The organism is Sphingobium naphthae (assembly GCF_043589935.1).
Classification (GTDB): domain Bacteria; phylum Pseudomonadota; class Alphaproteobacteria; order Sphingomonadales; family Sphingomonadaceae; genus Sphingobium; species Sphingobium naphthae_A.
In genome coordinates this window covers 539,688-555,865 of the sequence record NZ_CP171454.1, presented here as the reverse complement: position 1 = coordinate 555,865, position 16,178 = coordinate 539,688, and the positions used below count along the sequence as shown (strand labels likewise).

Annotated in this window: 13 protein-coding genes; 8 read left to right on the top strand and 5 right to left on the bottom strand. The window is 65.0% G+C overall.

What is annotated here, in order from left to right; translation table 11 throughout:
- From rbbA to phbB (ACGGKE_RS02740), 5 genes are all read right to left on the bottom strand, one after another.
- On the bottom strand, positions 1 to 2,766 hold the full coding sequence (gene rbbA / locus ACGGKE_RS02760; RefSeq protein WP_089220944.1) for a ribosome-associated ATPase/putative transporter RbbA: 2,766 nt from the start codon (positions 2,764 to 2,766) through the stop codon (positions 1 to 3).
- 4 nt (positions 2,767 to 2,770) lie between these two features.
- The gene (locus ACGGKE_RS02755; protein ID WP_394439867.1) at positions 2,771 to 3,847 is read right to left on the bottom strand and encodes an HlyD family secretion protein; all 1,077 of its coding nucleotides are present in this window, start codon (positions 3,845 to 3,847) and stop codon (positions 2,771 to 2,773) included.
- On the bottom strand, positions 3,844 to 5,250 hold the full coding sequence (locus ACGGKE_RS02750) for an efflux transporter outer membrane subunit (protein WP_394439864.1): 1,407 nt from the start codon (positions 5,248 to 5,250) through the stop codon (positions 3,844 to 3,846). The genes ACGGKE_RS02755 and ACGGKE_RS02750 overlap by 4 nt, the downstream gene beginning before the upstream one ends.
- A 174-nt stretch (positions 5,251 to 5,424) precedes the next feature.
- Positions 5,425 to 5,868, bottom strand: coding sequence for a hypothetical protein (locus ACGGKE_RS02745; RefSeq protein WP_037444229.1), 444 nt, complete (start codon positions 5,866 to 5,868; stop codon positions 5,425 to 5,427).
- Positions 5,869 to 5,951: 83 nt separating this feature from the next.
- Positions 5,952 to 6,680 (bottom strand): acetoacetyl-CoA reductase, encoded by a 729-nt coding sequence (phbB, locus tag ACGGKE_RS02740; protein ID WP_020817741.1) that lies wholly within the window; start codon positions 6,678 to 6,680, stop codon positions 5,952 to 5,954.
- Between the two features lie 135 nt (positions 6,681 to 6,815).
- Between phbB (ACGGKE_RS02740) and ACGGKE_RS02735 the strand changes: the two genes are divergently transcribed.
- The 8 genes from ACGGKE_RS02735 to fabI all read left to right on the top strand — a co-directional run bounded on the left by ACGGKE_RS02735 (position 6,816) and on the right by fabI (position 16,167).
- Positions 6,816 to 7,526 carry a TetR/AcrR family transcriptional regulator gene (locus ACGGKE_RS02735; protein ID WP_374414498.1) on the top strand — a complete coding sequence of 237 codons (711 nt, stop codon included), beginning with the start codon at positions 6,816 to 6,818 and terminating at the stop codon, positions 7,524 to 7,526.
- Between the two features lie 567 nt (positions 7,527 to 8,093).
- Positions 8,094 to 8,816: an acetoacetyl-CoA reductase gene (phbB, locus tag ACGGKE_RS02730; RefSeq protein ID WP_037444222.1), complete on the top strand. Its 723-nt coding sequence runs from the start codon at positions 8,094 to 8,096 to the stop codon at positions 8,814 to 8,816.
- A gap of 23 nt (positions 8,817 to 8,839) precedes the next feature.
- A complete protein-coding gene (locus ACGGKE_RS02725) occupies positions 8,840 to 10,024 on the top strand; it encodes an acetyl-CoA C-acetyltransferase (protein WP_037444218.1) in 1,185 nt (394 codons plus the stop codon).
- A 61-nt stretch (positions 10,025 to 10,085) separates the two neighbouring features.
- Positions 10,086 to 10,913, top strand: a complete 828-nt coding sequence (lptB, locus tag ACGGKE_RS02720) for an LPS export ABC transporter ATP-binding protein (protein WP_374414496.1) — start codon at positions 10,086 to 10,088, stop codon at positions 10,911 to 10,913.
- A 114-nt stretch (positions 10,914 to 11,027) separates the two neighbouring features.
- A complete protein-coding gene (locus ACGGKE_RS02715; protein WP_048575771.1) occupies positions 11,028 to 12,785 on the top strand; it encodes an alpha/beta hydrolase in 1,758 nt (585 codons plus the stop codon).
- A 3-nt stretch (positions 12,786 to 12,788) separates the two neighbouring features.
- Positions 12,789 to 14,210, top strand: a complete 1,422-nt coding sequence (locus ACGGKE_RS02710) for a bifunctional enoyl-CoA hydratase/phosphate acetyltransferase (RefSeq protein ID WP_037444215.1) — start codon at positions 12,789 to 12,791, stop codon at positions 14,208 to 14,210.
- Positions 14,207 to 15,397, top strand: a complete 1,191-nt coding sequence (locus ACGGKE_RS02705; protein ID WP_037444212.1) for an acetate/propionate family kinase — start codon at positions 14,207 to 14,209, stop codon at positions 15,395 to 15,397. Before ACGGKE_RS02710 ends, ACGGKE_RS02705 begins: the two co-directional genes overlap by 4 nt.
- Positions 15,394 to 16,167, top strand: a complete 774-nt coding sequence (gene fabI, locus ACGGKE_RS02700; protein WP_048575772.1) for an enoyl-ACP reductase FabI — start codon at positions 15,394 to 15,396, stop codon at positions 16,165 to 16,167. The genes ACGGKE_RS02705 and fabI overlap by 4 nt, the downstream gene beginning before the upstream one ends.
- Positions 16,168 to 16,178: the final 11 nt, after the last annotated feature.

Genomic DNA, 16,178 nt, shown 5'->3' with positions numbered 1-16,178 from the left:
TCAACGCTCCTGCTTCTTGAGTAGCAAAACAGCCACGCCGAGAATGACCGGAACCGAAATGAGCATCGACCACAGCGGCCCCGTCAGGTCGGCCAGGCCGAGTGATTTGTTGAACACGCCACGGCTGATGGAGATCATGTGCGTGGCGGGGTAGATCTCGCCGATGAACTTGCTGGAGCCTTCAAGCGAGGACACGGGATCCCTCAGGCCGGCGAACTGGGTGGCCGGAATGATGGTGCCGATCATGGCAAAGAACATGGCGGCGATCTGGCTGCGCGTGACGGCCGAGGCCAGCAGCCCCATGCCTGTCGCGGCGAAGGAGAAGATCAGCGCGGCCAGCGACAGGGTGAAGAAGCTGCCCGTGACCTGCACACCGAAGACGGTGACCGCGAGCAGGCTCATCAGCAGGAAGTTCACCATGGCCAGACCGACATAGGGCAGTTGCTTGCCAAGCAGGAACTCGATGCGCGTGACCGGCGTCACGTACAGATTGGTAATCGAGCCTGTCTCCTTCTCGCGCACCACCGCCAGCGCGGTCAGCATCGCCGGCAGCATGAGCAGCAACAGGGGAATCACCCCCGGCACCATGGCCGGCAGGCTCTTGACATCGGGGTTGTAGCGAAAGCGTGTCTCGACGCTCGCATTTCCTGCGGCGCTGGCACCGCTGCGTTCGCTGGCCTGTACGAGCAGCCAGTGCTGGTGCATGCCCTGAACGTAGCCCTGGACGGTTTCCGCGCGTTGCGGCATGGCGCCGTCGATCCAGGCACCTATCTGCACGTTCTGGCCTCGCAACACATCGCGAGAGAAGCCAGGGGGGATCTCAATGGCCAGCGACAGTTCGCCGTTGCGCATGCGTCGATCAAGGTCCTCGTAGTCGATGATCGGCGCGTGCTCGGTGAAGTAGCGCGATCCGGCCAAGTTCAGCGTGTAGTTCTGGCTAAGCGTGGTCTGGTCGCGATCGAGCACCGCATAGCTCAGGTCCTCGACGTCCATGGTGATGCCGAAGCCGATCACGAACATCAGCAGCAGCGAACCGCCCAGCGCCAGCGTGGCGCGTACCGGGTCCCGCTGCAATTCCAGCGTCTCGCGCCACAGATAGCTGAACATTCGCTGCAGACTGAAACCGCCAGAGCCGTGCCCGCCGTGTTCAGCGGGCGCCGCCGATGGTTGCTCCTCGTGATCGGCGGCCCCGGGCTGGCTGGCCGGCGCCGCCGTGCCGCCCTCGGCTTCGACGAGGTAGCCGATGAAGGCCTCTTCAAGGGTTTTGGCGCCGCGCTTCTCGACCAGTCTGGCGGGCACGTCGCTGTCGAGCACCTTGCCCGCATGCATCATCGACATGCGGTCGCAGCGCTCTGCCTCGTTCATGAAGTGGGTGGAAATGAAGATGGTCACCCTGTCCCGGCGCGACAGTTCGGCAAGCAACCGCCAGAAGGCGTCACGCGCGACCGGATCGACGCCGGAGGTGGGTTCATCCAGGATCAACAGTTCGGGCTTGTGAACCATCGCCACAGCGAGGGAGAGACGCTGGCGGATACCGAGCGGAAGTTGCTCGGGCAGCTCGTCCATGACCGGCTCGAGACTGAAGCGTTCCGCCATCTCGGTGACGCGGCCCGGTATTTCGTCGACCGGCACATGGAACAGCCGCGCATGCAGTTCGAGATTCTGCCGTACGGTCAGTTCGCCGTAGAGCGAGAAAGCCTGGCTCATATAGCCAACCCGCCTGCGCGTCGCGATGTCGTGCGGATCGACCTCATGGCCAAACAGCCAGGCCCGCCCTTCGCTTGCCGGCAGCAGTCCGGTCAGCATCTTCATCGTCGTCGACTTGCCGCAGCCGTTTGAGCCGAGGAAACCGAAGATCTCGCCGCGGCGGATGCGGAAACTGACATGATCGACGGCGACGAAATCGCCGAAGCGCATGGTCAGCCCCTCCGCCTCGATGGCGATGTCATCCTCGTCGACGTCGAGCGGCGGGATGATGACCGGCTTGTGGCCGCGTTTCCTCTCTTCGGGCAACAGTTCGGCGAAGGCAGCTTCGAGATGATCCGTGCCGGTCCGCTCAAGGATTTGCGAAGGCGTGCCCGTAGCCAGGATCGCGCCATCATCCATCGCCACCAGCCAGTCGAACCGCTGCGCTTCGTCCATATAGGCCGTCGCCACGATCACGCTCATGCCGGGACGATCTTCGCGGATGCCGGCGATCAGATCCCAGAACTGCGCGCGCGCCAGCGGATCGACGCCGGTGGTCGGTTCGTCCAGGATCAGGAGATCGGGATCGTGGATCAGCGCGCAGCACAGGCCGAGCTTCTGCTTCATGCCACCCGACAGCTTGCCGGCAGGCCGCGACAGGAAGGAATAGAGCCCCGTGCTGCGGGTGAGCGCATCGATCCGGCGGCGGCGCTCGGACGCGCCATGACCGAAGAGACGGGCGAAGAACTGGAGATTTTCCTCGACAGACAGTGTCGGATAGAGGTTCCGTCCCAGACCCTGCGGCATATAGGCGATGCGCGGACAGACGTCCTCGCGATGACGGCGGTCGGCCATATCGCCGCCGAGCACATGAACCGTCCCCTCCTGCACGGCGCGAGCGCCCGCGACCAGCGATAGCAGGCTCGACTTGCCGACCCCGTCGGGGCCGATCAGACCGATCATCCGGCCTGGGCTCAGGTTGAGGTCGATGCCGCGCAGGGCTTCCGCCTTGCCGTAGCGCAACCGCACTCCGGCAAGGCGGACGACCGGTGGCCCCTGGGGGGGCGTGGGGGAAGCCACCGGCCTATTCCTTTACAAGGTTCGACAGCTTGTCCGGCCAGGCTGCCTGGGAATCGATCCGCACATAGGCCATGCCCGGCAGGCCTTTTTTTACCAGCGCGATATGGCGCTGGAGCAGCGCGGGATCGATCTTCGCCCGGACGCGGAACATGAGCTTCTGGCGCTCGCTTTGCGTTTCGACCGTCTTGGGCGTGAACTGCGCGACATCGGCCACGAAACTGATCTTTGCAGGAATGACGACATCGGGCGCGGCATCGAGCACCAGGCGAACCTCGCTGCCGATGCGCACGCGCCCCGCGACCGTTTCCGGCAGGAAGAAAGTCATATAGACGTCGGTCAGATCGACGAGGTTCATGACCCGGCCGCCGCCGGCGACGACCTCGCCCGGCTGGGCAACCCGATACTGGATGCGGCCGCCGCGAGGCGCCTTGAGGTCGCTGTCGCGGATATCCGCCTCGATCCGCGCGATGGTTGCGCGCGCCGCATCGACATTGGATCGGGCGCCGATGACCTGGCTGCGCGCTGCGGCGATATTGGCGTCGGCCGACGCCAACTGCGCGCGCGCGGCTTCTACCGTGGCGGAAGCTCCTTCGACCGCCGCCTGGTTATCGTCGCGCTCCTGCGTCGGCGTGGCGCCTTCGCGCGCAAGCGTTTCCGACCGGCCAAGCCGCTTGCGGGCCGCATTGAGTTCGGCTTCCCGCTGGCGGACAGTGGCGAGCGCTGCCGCGCGTTCGCTCTGCCGCTGCCCCACCTGGGTTTGCGCGATCTGGACGGCATTGAGCGCCTGGGCGAGCTGCGCCTTCGCTTCAGAAAGCTGAGCAGAGAGCGTCTCGACATCCATATGGGCGACGACCTCGCCGGCTTTCACCAACTGGCCTTCTTCGGCGACGATATCGCGGATGCGGCCCGGCGTTTTCGCCGAGATATCGATCTCGAGCGCTTCCAGCCGGCCATTGCCACTGACGATACCCTCCGGCAGGTCCGCGGGCCTGAGCAGCGACCAGAGGATCACGGCCACCGCCACGACCGCCGCGACGATCGCGCCCCTGATGAACCAGGTCTTGCCTGTCGTCTGCGTCATTGTGACTGTTCCCCGTTTCTGTTCGATAGGTTGCCGTCGAAGGCGTCGTCCGCGACAAATCCTCCGCCCAGCGCCGAATAAAGTACGACGATGCTGGCCAGTTCGGCCCGCCGAAGCTGGACCAGGGCCTGTTCGGCGTCGAACAGGTCGCGCTGGGCATCCAGCACCTCCAGATTGGCCGAGCGGCCATTGTCGAAGCGAAGCTGGGCGAGCCGCGCGCGTTCGCGCTGGGCGTCCAGCATCTGCTGTGTCGTGTCGATCTGCAGCTGCAACTGCTGCCGGCGGACAAGGGCATCGGACACGTCGCGGAACGCCGATTGCACGGTCTGTTCATATTGCGCGACCGCCCGTTCCTGCCGGGCCCTGGCCACGTCGAGATTGCCCTTCAGGCGTCCCGCGTTGAAAAGCGGAAGGCGGATGGTCGGGGTGAAGCTCCACGCCTCGCTGCCGCCGGAGAACAGCCCGTCCAACTCATCGCTCATCGTGCCGTATGCGCCCGTCAGGCTGATGTTCGGAAAAAAGGCCGCCCGCGCCGCGCCGATATTGGCGCTGGCGGCGCGCAGCTGATATTCGGACGCCACGATATCCGGGCGGTTGGCCAGAAGGTCGGAGGGCAGCCCGGCAGGCAGCGTGAGCCGTTCGGGCACGTCGGTCAGAGACAGGGTCCCGGACGCGATCTCGACAGGCCGCCCGATCAGCACCGCAAGAGCATTGCGGTTGACGGCCCGGTCCTGCTCCAGCCCCTGCATCGTCGTATTGGCCTGGCCCAGGAGCAGCTGCGCCTGGGTCATCTCGAGCTTCGATCCCGATCCCACCTCATAGCGGCGGCGCATGATGCGCAGCGCTTCCTCGCGCGTTTCGATCGAGTGCCGGGCGAGTGCGACCCGTTCCTCATATTCCCGTTCGAGAAGATAGCCGTTGGCGACCTGCGCGACGAGCTGGCTCGCGACCGCGCGGCGCGCTTCCTCGGTCGCCAGATACTGCCAGCGCGCGGCATCGCGCAGGTTGCGCAGCCGTCCCCAGAAGTCGATCTCCCAACTGGCCGAGAGCTGCGCGCTGATCTGTTTGACATCGACAGGCGTAGCGCCCGCGCCGGGGAGATTGAACAGGGTCCGGCCCCGCGTTCCCGTGCCGACCGCATCGAGCTGCGGATAGAGCGAGGAGCCCTCGATCCGCCAGGCGGCGCGGACCTCGGCGACGCGGGTCGCCGCGATGCGGATATCGCGATTGTTCGCGAGCGCCTCGCCGATCAGCCGCTGCAACTCGGCTTCCCGGAAGAAGTCGTGCCAACCGATGCGCGCGATCGTGGTCCCGGCGATGTTGGCCGCCTCGTAGGTCGGCGGCACCGGCTGGGGTGGCCGGACATGCTCAGGCGCAAAAGAGCAGCCGGTCACACCCACCATCAAAGCGGCGACAACAGCGGTCCTCGGCCGCAGGGGAAAGCACGGCAGGCGCCACCCTTTCATATGGACTTGATCAGTAAATCGCACAACATCCCCTGTTGCAAGAAGACTTCAACCTGCCCCCGCCCTGCCGAAATGCCGCAGGTTGGCGGCATGGCGGTCGAACTGTGGTTTTCAGGTCTTGTCGGTCTCGGGCTTGGCCGTTCCGGTCTTGGCCGGGGCGGTCACAGGCGCCTTGGCGGCTGCGGCATCTCCCGCCTGGGAGGGTGTGAAGAAAGACGTCCAGAGTTGCAGCACATGAGCCGCCTGCTCCTGGGCCTGGCCGGGTGACAGGCTGTCACCAACCCCGGCCCGCCAATCGTCGAGCGCGCCCTTCATGTCCTGGGCGCACGCCTGACCGTTCCGGCTGATTTCCTGCCACATCTCGGAAAAGCCGGCGATATTGGGCAGAGGCACAGCCCCCGCCTTCTCCGCGCTCTGCGCCGAGAGAAGCTCGAACGTGCGCGAAGCGATCGCCGCCTGGCGCTGGCCGGCTTCGCGCATGATCTCGGCGCATTTGAGGGCGAGTTGCCGATTGGCGCCGGCGACAGCGGCAAACTGGTCGAACGGATAGCTCATGAGACTGCTCCTTGAAGTGGGGTTGGATCTGGAGTGCAGATCGGAAGACGAACCACGCATTAGATTCATGGACGGCAAGAGTTTCAGCCGTTGGCGATATATTGCCCGCCATTGATCGTGAGCACCGAGCCGGTATTGAAACCGGCCTTGTCCGAGGCCAGCCAACAAACGGCTTCGGCGATTTCAGCCGGATCGCCCAGGCGCCCGACGGGAATGCCGCCGATGATCTTTTCGCGGACATCCTGCGGCACGGCAGCGACCATCTCGGTGTCGATATAGCCGGGGCATACGGCGTTGACCGTGATGCCGCGCGACGCATTTTCCTGCGCCAGCGCCTTGGTGAAGCCGATCACACCCGCCTTGGCCGCCGAATAGTTCACCTGGCCAATCTGGCCCTTCTGGCCGTTGATCGAGGAGATATTGATGATCCGGCCAAAGCGGCGTTCGCGCATGCCTTCGATGACGGCGCGCGTCATTGTGAACATCGAGTCGAGGTTGGTGCCAAGAACCTCGCGCCACTGCGCAAAGCTCATCCGATGGAACATGGTGTCGCGCGTGATGCCGGCATTGTTCACCAGCACTGAAACCGGGCCCAGTTCCTTTTCCACGCGGGCCAGGCCTTCGCGGCAGGCCTGTTCCTCCGCGACGTCCCATTTATAGACGGGAATGCCCGTACCATCCCGGAACAGCTCGGCGGCGGCGTCGTTTCCATGATATATGCTGGCAACATTCCATCCCGCTGCTTTGAGCGACCGGGCGATTGCCGCGCCGATTCCACGTGTTCCCCCAGTTACGAGTGCAATTCCCGTCATGATACTCCGGCTCCATTTTTCAGGTCACGCCGCGCGGTTTCCCCCGTCGCGCCTCTCCGGACTATTAGTATCTATACTTATGAGTGTCGTTATTGCCGCTTTCCCGCCCCGGATCAAGTGCGGTCTTTGGCCCGCATGAAAAAGGAAGGTAATGACAAAAAGGTGACAAGCCGCCGATCACCTCGACACAAGCTGGCGCCGCGCGATCCAAAAGGCGGACGGCCGCCGCAGGAAATAGCCGCGCAATTGGGCGAGCATATATTGCAGGTCGCGCTCGACCAGTTCATCGCCCATGGGGTGGAAGGCGCCAACATGGATGACATTGCCGCGGCCGCGAACGTCTCCAAGCGCACGCTTTATTCGCGTTACGGATCGAAAACCCAGCTTCTGATCGCCAGTGCCGAGCACGGCACCCAGCGCCATCTCAAAGCGATTACCGTCGACCGGCGATCAGGAGACCTACGCAATCGGCTCCTGAAGCTTTGCCGCAAGATGCTCGACGCTGCGCTCAAACCCGAGGTCATTGGCATCGAGACACTCGCGACCTGGATTTTCGAACGCAAGCTCGAGGCGCAGCTCAGTATTCATCGCAACCCCGGCGCCTCATTGATCCAGGATCTGCTGACGGAGGAGGCGCGTGTGCGCAACATAGAAGAGGATCTGCCCTTTCTGGCAGCGTTCATCTTCGATGCATTGGTGACCGGTCCGCGCGCGAGAATATTGTTACGAAAGGATCTTGCCAACACAGCTCGGGCCAAGACCGAACATCTCGCCCAGACCATTGATCTGCTGGCACGGGCAGTTCCGCTCCTCGAACCTGAATTGCAACACGCACCCAAAAGGTGATTGCGATGTCCGCCAGCGCTCCGTTCTGTCCGAGGCATTGACAGGACGAGGGCCCAGGACCGAACGCGCGACGCCCTTGTTTTCGCCTGTCGATGGACGGCGTTGCTTCGACCGTTAGCCCCGGCCTGGTCGCAGCCCCCAGGTTCCAGGGTATTCAGGCAGCCGCGGCGCAACCCTTCCGCTCGCACCGATCGTCGTCCGGACTGTGCGTTCGACCGATTATGCTGAATGGGTCCAGGAGCTTCAACGTCCGCGCCCCCCGGCGGCCCAGGGAGCGGCGACCTGATTCGCGCCGGCAGGCGCCGGCCCAAGACCCTCGCATGTCATGGCAAATCGTCGCGACACGCAAAGCCGTTTGACGATCAAATACGAAACTTCTAAGTATAGTTCCTAATGGCGCCGCCGCTCCCTCACAGCGAGATCAGGCACTACTAAATCGGCCATGACAGGGGCCGAATCATATCGGGAGAGACTTCGACCAGGCGCATCGCGGCATAGCGCATGCGCCACTTCCCGCCGTGCGGCCCAGGCGCCCATGGCGACTATTGAAGGCCAAAGGATGATGTCATGCCCAGAGTCGCACTCGTTACCGGCGGCGTCAGCGGAATAGGCGCGGCGACCGCAATGCTCCTCCGCGACAAAGGCTATCGCGTTGCCGTCAATTATCATGGCAATGACGAGGATGCCGAGCGATTCCTCGCGGAAACCTCGATCCCGATCTACAACTGGAATGTAGCCGATTTCTCCGCCTGTCATGACGGCGTGGCGAAGGTTGCGGCAGACATCGGCCCCATCGACATTCTGGTCAACAATGCCGGCATCACGCGCGACGGCACGTTGCACAAGATGACCGAGGAGCAATGGCGCAGCGTCGTCGACGTCGATCTGGGCGGCTGCTTCAACATGTGCCGTGCCGTGATCGAGGGCATGCGCGAGCGCCGGTTCGGACGGATCGTCAATATCAGCTCGGTAAACGGTCTTTCAGGACAATTTGGCCAGACCAACTATGCAGCGGCCAAGGCAGGCGTGATCGGCTTCACCAAGGCGCTGGCACTGGAAGGCGCGTCTCGAAACATCACGGTCAATGCGATTGCGCCGGGCTATACCGATACCGGCATGGTCGCCGCGGTGCCGCAGGACGCGCTCGAGGCGGTGCTGGCCGCGGTGCCGGTCGGCCGGCTCGGCACGCCGCAGGAAATCGCGCGCGGCGTGCTCTATCTTGTCGAGGACGAGGCCGGTTTCGTGACCGGCGCCACCCTCTCGATCAACGGCGGCAAGTATCTCGCCTGAAAATGCGTGGAAGGATTATTCTCATGACCAGTCCTGTCGTTCTGTGCGCCCCGGTTCGCACGCCCATCGGCGCCTATGGCGGCGCGCTCAAGGACATGAAAGCGCCCGCGCTCGGCAGCGTCGCCATCGCCGAAACGCTCAGGCGCGCGGGCGTGGGCGCTGACAATATCGACAGCGTCGTCATGGGACAGGTGGTCCAGGCAGGCGCGAAGATGAACCCTGCCCGCCAGGCCGCCATCAACGCGGGGTTACGCGACAGTGCTCCTGCCATGACCGTCAACCGGGTCTGCGGATCGGGCGCACAGGCGATCGCCTCGGCCGCCCAGGAGATCATGCTCGGCCTTGGCCAGGCCGTGATCGCCGGCGGCATGGAGAATATGGACCAGGCGCCCTATCTCATCGAGAAGGGACGCTGGGGCTATCGTATGGGCGAGGGCAAACTCCTCGACGCCATGCTCCATGACGGGCTGAATGACGCCTTCAGCAATCAGCATTCAGGCTGGGTCACCGAGGATCTGGTCGCACAGTTCGGCATCAGCCGGGAGGCGCAGGATGGCTGGGCGTTGCGCTCGCAGCAGAGTTTCAGCGCGGCCCAGGCCAATGGCCGGTTCGAGGCGGAGATCGTGCCTGTCGAGATTCCTTCTCGCAAGGCTGTGACGCTCTTTGCAAAAGATGAGCAGAACCGGGCCGATACGAGCCTTGAGAGCCTCGCGCGTCTGAAGCCTGCCTTCCGACCGGAAGGCACCATCACGGCGGGCAATGCGCCCGGCCTCAACACCGGCGCGTCCGCGATGATCGTCGCGAACGAGCAATGGGCGCAGCGCAATGGCGTGACGCCCCTGGGGCGCCTCGTCGCGTTCGGTGTCGGCGCGGTCGCCCCCGGCCTCTTCGGCCTCGGGCCGGTGCCCGCCGTCCGGCAGGCGCTCGAGCGGGCGGGATGGTCGGTCGGAGACCTCGATCGCGTCGAGATCAACGAGGCTTTCGCGGCCATCGCCATCGCGGTCACGCAGGAACTCGGCCTCCCTGAGGACATCGTCAATGTGGAAGGCGGCGCCATCGCGCATGGCCATCCGATCGGGGCGACCGGTGCCGTGCTGACCACCCGCCTGCTGCATGCGATGCGGCGCGACGGGCTGCGCCGGGGCGTTGTCACCTTGTGCATCGGCGGCGGCCAGGGCGTGGCCCTCGCCCTGGAGGCGATGGCATGATCACGAGCGGCACGGCGCGGCGGCGATTCTCATGCGAATGTGCCGCGCCGGGCCTCTGACGATGCTCGATGACAGCGCCTGCCGCATTGCCGACACTCCATCAGCCTGCCGCGAAGGCGTTGACTGCGCCAGGCTGGACACCTCCGGGTCGGTGTCGGTGGTCGGCCCGCCCGCGCTCAAAGTCCAGGCGATCGAGAAAGCGTTCGGACGGCGAAAGGTGCTGGACGGCTTCTCGCTCGAGGTCGATCGCGGCGAGATCGTTGGCCTGCTCGGCCCCAACGGCACAGGCAAGACGATCTGCTTCTACGGGATCATGGGTCTCATACGCCTCGATGGCGGTCGTATACTGCTCGACGGCGAAGATGTCTCAGCACTGGCCATGCATGAGCGCGGCAACCGCGGGCTTGGCTATCTGCCGCAGGAAGCCTCGATCTTTCGCGGGATGAGCGTTGCGGACAACATCCGCTCTGTGCTGGAACTGCGCATGACCGACCCTGGCGACATCGACCGCCGGCTGGGCGAACTGCTTGCCGATTTCGGCCTGACGCATCTGCGGTCGACACCCTCCCCTTCCCTGTCCGGCGGCGAGCGGCGGCGCTGCGAGATCGCGCGCGCCCTGGCGGCCGAGCCTGGCGTGATCCTGCTCGACGAGCCTTTCGCCGGGATCGATCCCATGTCGATCGCGGACATCAAGCTCATGGTCCGCGATCTCAAAAGGCGTGGCGTCGGCGTCCTCATCACCGACCATAACGTCCATGAGATGCTCGAACTGGTCGACCGCGCCTATGTCATCCACGGCGGCAAGGTGCTTTTCGTGGGCAAGCCGCAAGAGCTTCTTCACCATGACGAAGTCCGTCGTCTGTACCTGGGAGAGAATTATGAGGATTGATTTTCTTTCTCTGTTCTCAAGGGCGACAGCGGCCTTTTGCCGCAGCTTTGCCTCCCCGGGCAACGGCCCGACCGGTAGCCGCCCTGTAATGGAAATCTTCAAAAAGGACCGATCATGAGCGCCCAGAACATGCCCCAGGCACCCGACCCGCTCGACGGGATCGCCGAAACCCTCGACAGGGCCGCGGGCGCCGCGATCGCGCAGATGACCGCGGGGCTCTCCCCCATCACCATCCTCCAGGCCTTTTCGGACTGGGGACATCATCTCGCCTTCGCACCGGGCAAGCAGCTGCAACTCACCGCCAAGGCGGCCCGCAAATATGTGCGGCTCTTCGACTATGCCGTCCGATCCGCAGGCGACCGCGACGCGGCGCCCGCGATCGAGCCGCTGCCGCAGGACCGCCGCTTTGCCGATCCCGCCTGGCAGCAGCCGCCCTTCAACCTCCTCTCGCAGGCGTTCCTTCTCAACCAGCAATGGTGGCACGCGGCGACAACCGGGGTGGGCGGCGTCGGCAGCCATCATGAGGACATGGTCGAATTCACCGCCAGACAGATGCTCGATATCCTTGCGCCGACCAACTTCCTTACGACCAACCCGGTTCTCCAGCGCAAGATCGTCGAGACCGGCGGCCAATGCCTGGTCGACGGGTTCCGCCATCTGATCGAGGATATGCAGCATCTCGTAAGAGGCTTGCCTCCGGCGGGCACGGACGCCTTCCGCGTGGGGGAGACGGTGGCGACCGCCAGGGGCAAGGTCGTCTATCGCAACCGCCTCATCGAACTGATCCAGTACGCCCCCACCACCGACACGGTGCGGCCCGAGCCGATCCTGATCGTGCCGGCATGGATCATGAAATATTACATCCTCGACCTCTCGCCCGAGAACAGCCTCGTCCAGTGGCTGACGTCCCAGGGCTTCACCGTGTTCATGATCTCCTGGCACAATCCGGACAGCGAGGACCGCGACCTCGACATGGAGGCCTATCGGCAACTCGGGCCGATGGCGGCGCTCGATGCGGTGAGCGCGATTACCGGCGCGCCCGCCGTTCATGCCGTGGGCTATTGCCTAGGCGGCACGCTGCTCTCGATCGCAGCGGCGACGATGGCGCGCGAGGGTGACGATCGCCTTGCCAGCGTGACGCTTTTCGCGGCGCAGACCGAATTCAGCGAACCGGGCGAACTGGGCCTCTTCATCGATGAGGGACAGCTCAATCTCCTCGAAAAGATGATGTGGAGCCGGGGCTATCTCGACAGCGGCCAGATGGGCGGCGCGTTCCAGATCCTCAAATCCAACGACCTCGTCTGGTCGCGCATCCTGTCGGAATATCTGATGGGCGAGCGCGCGCCTCTCAACGACCTCATGGCCTGGAACGCCGACGGGACGCGCATGCCCTATGCCATGCACAGCCAGTATCTGCGGCGCCTGTTCCTCGACGATGACCTGGCCGAGGGCAAATACAAGGTCAATGGTCGCACCATCGCGCTCTCGGCGATCCGCAGACCGTTGTTCGTCGTCGGCACCGAGCGCGATCATGTCGCGCCCTGGCATTCGGTGCATAAGATCCACCTGCTGACCGGGGCCGAGATCACCTTCGTGCTGACGAGCGGCGGCCATAATGCCGGTATCGTCTCGGAACCGGGCCACAACGGCCGGCGCTACCGCGTGCTGACGCGCGAAACCGATGGTCTCTCCTACGATCCGGAGGAATGGGAACGCCACGCAGAGAAGAAGCAGGGTTCCTGGTGGACCGAATGGGGCGACTGGCTTGCAAGCCGTTCGGGCGCGCCCGGGGCCCCGCCGTCCATGGGCGCCGCGGACAAAGGCTATGCGCCGATCGCGGACGCGCCCGGCCATTATGTCCTGGAGCGCTGAGCCATGACCGATGAGGCCATGATCGAAAACCGGACCTTCGACGAGATCGCCGTGGGCGAAAGCGCGAGCGTGACCCGCACGCTCTCCAAGCGCGATATCCAGCTCTTCGCGCTGGTGTCGGGCGACGTCAATCCGGCCCATCTGGACGAGGATTATGCCGAAAGCGACTTCTTCCGCCGGGTGATCGCGCACGGCATGTGGGGCGGCGGGCTGATATCGGCGGTGCTCGGGACCGAACTGCCCGGCCCCGGTGCCATCTATCTCGGCCAGTCGCTGCGGTTCCTGAGGCCCGTGGGCATCGGCGACGCCATCACCGCGACGGTGACGGTGACGGAAAAGCGGGCGGACAAGCATATCCTGCTGCTCGACTGCCGCTGCGACAATCAGAATGGCGAGACCGTCATCACCGGCGAAGCGCAGGTCAAGGCCCCCACCGAGAAGATCCGCCGCCCGCGCATCGCGCTCCCCGATATCCGCCTGTCAGACCATGACGGCTATCATCGGTTGATCGAGGGCGTGCGCGGCAACCCCGCGCGCACCGCCATCGCTCACCCCTGTTCGGCCGCCGCGCTGGCGGCAGCGGTCGAGGCCGCCGAGGCAGGGCTGATCGATCCGATCCTGGTGGGACCGAGGGCCCGCATTCTTGCAGCGGCGGCCGAGGCCGGCAAGGATGTGGCGGCCTATCGCATCGTGGAAAGCGCGCACAGCCATGATTCGGCGGCGAAGGCCGTCGAACTGGTGCGGGCCGGCGAGGCGGTGCTGCTCATGAAGGGATCGCTGCATACCGACGAATTGATGGGCGCGGTCGTGTCGCGCGCGACGGGCCTGCGTACCGAACGGCGGATCAGCCATGCCTATGTGATGGACGTGCCCGGCCATCCGACGCCGCTCATCATCACCGACGCGGCGATCAACATCGCGCCGAACCTTGAAGAAAAGGCGGATATCATCCGGAACGCCATCGATCTTGCCCATGTGCTGGACATCGGCCAACCCAGGGTCGCGATCCTGTCCGCTGTCGAGACGGTGAACCCGGCGATGCCGACCACGCTCGATGCTGCCGCGCTGTGCAAGATGGCCGACCGGGGCCAGATCACGGGCGGCCTCCTCGATGGCCCGCTCGCCTTCGACAATGCGATCAGCGAGGCGGCCGCGAAGGAAAAAGGGATCGTGTCGCCCGTCGCGGGCAAGGCGGACATATTGGTCGTACCCGATCTGGAGGCGGGCAACATGCTCGCCAAGCAGCTCACCTTCCTCGGCGGGGCGGATGCGGCAGGCATCGTGCTGGGTGCGCGTGTGCCGATCATCCTCACCAGCCGGGCCGACAGCCTGCGCACGCGCCTTGCTTCCTGCGCCGTTGCCGTGCTGGTAGCGCGCGCGGCGACCAAGGCGGCGCCCGGCCTGCCGGAGGGTATGCGCACATGAAGGCCGTCGTCAGCCTCAATTCGGGCTCGTCCAGCATCAAGTTCGCGCTCTATACGCTCGATCGCGACCGCAAACCGACATTGTCCGCCGGCGGCAAGATCGAACGGATCGGTCTTTCTCCCCGCCTCGCCATTCGCGACGCAGCAGGCACAGTGCTGATCGAACGCGAGTGGCCCGACGAACGCGCCATGACCCATGCAGAGTTGCTCGCATGGTTGTTTGACTGGGCCACATCGCATCTCGAAGGGCGCGAAGTCCTCGCCGTCGGGCACCGCGTCGTCCACGGCGGGGTCGACTTCGCCCAGTCGTGCCTGATCGATACCATAGTGCTCGAGGAGCTTGAGAAGCTCTGTCCACTGGCCCCGCTCCACCAGCCCCATAATCTGGCTGCCATCCGCGCGATCGCCGCGCTCGCGCCGGACCTTCCCCAGGTCGCCTGCTTCGACACCGCCTTCCACCATGATCGCCCCGCACCCGCCACCCGCTTCGCGCTCCCGCGCGCACTTCACGAGCAGGGCATCAGGCGCTACGGCTTCCATGGCCTCTCCTACGACTATATCGCCCGCCGCCTGGCAGAGCTCGACCCATCGCTTGCCGCCGGCCGCGTGATCGCCGCGCATCTGGGCAACGGCGCAAGCCTGTGCGCCATGTCAGGCGGCAAGAGCATCGACACGACGATGGGTTTCACCGCGCTCGACGGCCTGATGATGGGCACGCGCTGCGGGTCGATCGACCCTGGCGTCATCCTGCATCTCCAGAACCGGGTGGGCATGAGCGCCGCCGACGTGGAGGCGCTGCTCTACAAGCAATCGGGCCTGCTGGGCGTATCAGGCATCTCGAGCGACATGCGTGAGCTTGCGGCCAGCGACCGGCCCGAAGCCCGCGAGGCCATCGACCTCTTCATCTGGCGTGCCGCGCGCGAGGCCGGCGCGCTGGCGTCATCGCTGGGCGGCCTTGACGGTCTCGTCTTCACGGCCGGCATCGGCGAGAACGACGCCGCCATCCGCGCGGGCATCTGCGAGCGCCTCGCATGGCTCGACATCAGCCTCGATGAGCGGGCCAATGCCGTCCATGCCGACGTCATCAGCGCGCCTGGCAGCCCCATTACCGTCCGTGTCATCCCGACGGACGAAGAACGGATGATCGTCCTGCAGACACTGGCCACCCTTTTTGGAGTTAAAACATGACCCCCCTCGTCGATCTTCGCGGCAAGCGTGGCCTGATCGTCGGTATCGCCAACGAACAGAGCATTGCAGCGGGCTGCGCCGAGGCTTTCAGCCGCTGCGGCGCGCGCCTTGCCGCGACCTATCTGAACGAGAAGGCGAAAGGCTGGGTCGAGCCGGTGGCGGACCGGCTGGGCGGCGAATGGCTCGCCCCCTGCGATGTGCGTGAGCCCGGCCAGCTCGAGGCCCTGTTCGACCAGGTGCGGGACCGATGGGGCGGACTCGACTTCCTGCTGCATTCGATCGCCTTCGCACCCCGCGACGATCTCCATGGCCGCGTCGTCGACAGCAGCGCCGAGGGGTTCGGCATCGCGATGGACGTCTCCTGCCACAGCTTCCTTCGCATGGCGAAGCTGGCCGAGCCCTTGATGGCGCAAGGCGGCTGCCTGCTCTGCGTCACCTTCTACGGCTCGGAGCGCGTCGTTGAAAACTACAACCTCATGGGACCGGTCAAGGCGGCGCTGGAGAGCGCGACGCGCTATATCGCCGCCGAACTGGGCCCCCAGGGCATCCGCGCCCATGCGATATCGCCGGGCCCTATCGCCACCCGCGCCGCCAGTGGCATCGCGCGGTTCGATGAATTGCTCGAGCGCGCCGCCGCCCAGACGCCGGTCGGCCAGTTGGTGACGATAGAGGATGTCGGCGGGCTGGCTGCCTTCCTCGTCAGTGACGCAGCCAGCCGGATCACCGGAACGGTGATCCCGGTCGATGGCGGACAGCACCTTCTCGCATGATGGACCGGTCT

What these genes read in the sequence shown, in the direction of transcription:
- ACGGKE_RS02755 (WP_394439867.1), bottom strand. Translation starts at nt 3,847, where the DNA reads ATGACGCAGACGACAGGCAAGACCTGGTTCATCAGGGGCGCGATCGTC.
- ACGGKE_RS02750 (WP_394439864.1), bottom strand. Translation starts at nt 5,250, where the DNA reads ATGGTGGGTGTGACCGGCTGCTCTTTTGCGCCTGAGCATGTCCGGCCA.
- ACGGKE_RS02745 (WP_037444229.1), bottom strand. Translation starts at nt 5,868, where the DNA reads ATGAGCTATCCGTTCGACCAGTTTGCCGCTGTCGCCGGCGCCAATCGG.
- phbB (WP_020817741.1), bottom strand. Translation starts at nt 6,680, where the DNA reads ATGACGGGAATTGCACTCGTAACTGGGGGAACACGTGGAATCGGCGCG.
- ACGGKE_RS02735 (WP_374414498.1), top strand. Translation starts at nt 6,816, where the DNA reads ATGAAAAAGGAAGGTAATGACAAAAAGGTGACAAGCCGCCGATCACCT.
- phbB (WP_037444222.1), top strand. Translation starts at nt 8,094, where the DNA reads ATGCCCAGAGTCGCACTCGTTACCGGCGGCGTCAGCGGAATAGGCGCG.
- ACGGKE_RS02725 (WP_037444218.1), top strand. Translation starts at nt 8,840, where the DNA reads ATGACCAGTCCTGTCGTTCTGTGCGCCCCGGTTCGCACGCCCATCGGC.
- lptB (WP_374414496.1), top strand. Translation starts at nt 10,086, where the DNA reads ATGCTCGATGACAGCGCCTGCCGCATTGCCGACACTCCATCAGCCTGC.
- ACGGKE_RS02715 (WP_048575771.1), top strand. Translation starts at nt 11,028, where the DNA reads ATGAGCGCCCAGAACATGCCCCAGGCACCCGACCCGCTCGACGGGATC.
- ACGGKE_RS02710 (WP_037444215.1), top strand. Translation starts at nt 12,789, where the DNA reads ATGACCGATGAGGCCATGATCGAAAACCGGACCTTCGACGAGATCGCC.
- ACGGKE_RS02705 (WP_037444212.1), top strand. Translation starts at nt 14,207, where the DNA reads ATGAAGGCCGTCGTCAGCCTCAATTCGGGCTCGTCCAGCATCAAGTTC.
- fabI (WP_048575772.1), top strand. Translation starts at nt 15,394, where the DNA reads ATGACCCCCCTCGTCGATCTTCGCGGCAAGCGTGGCCTGATCGTCGGT.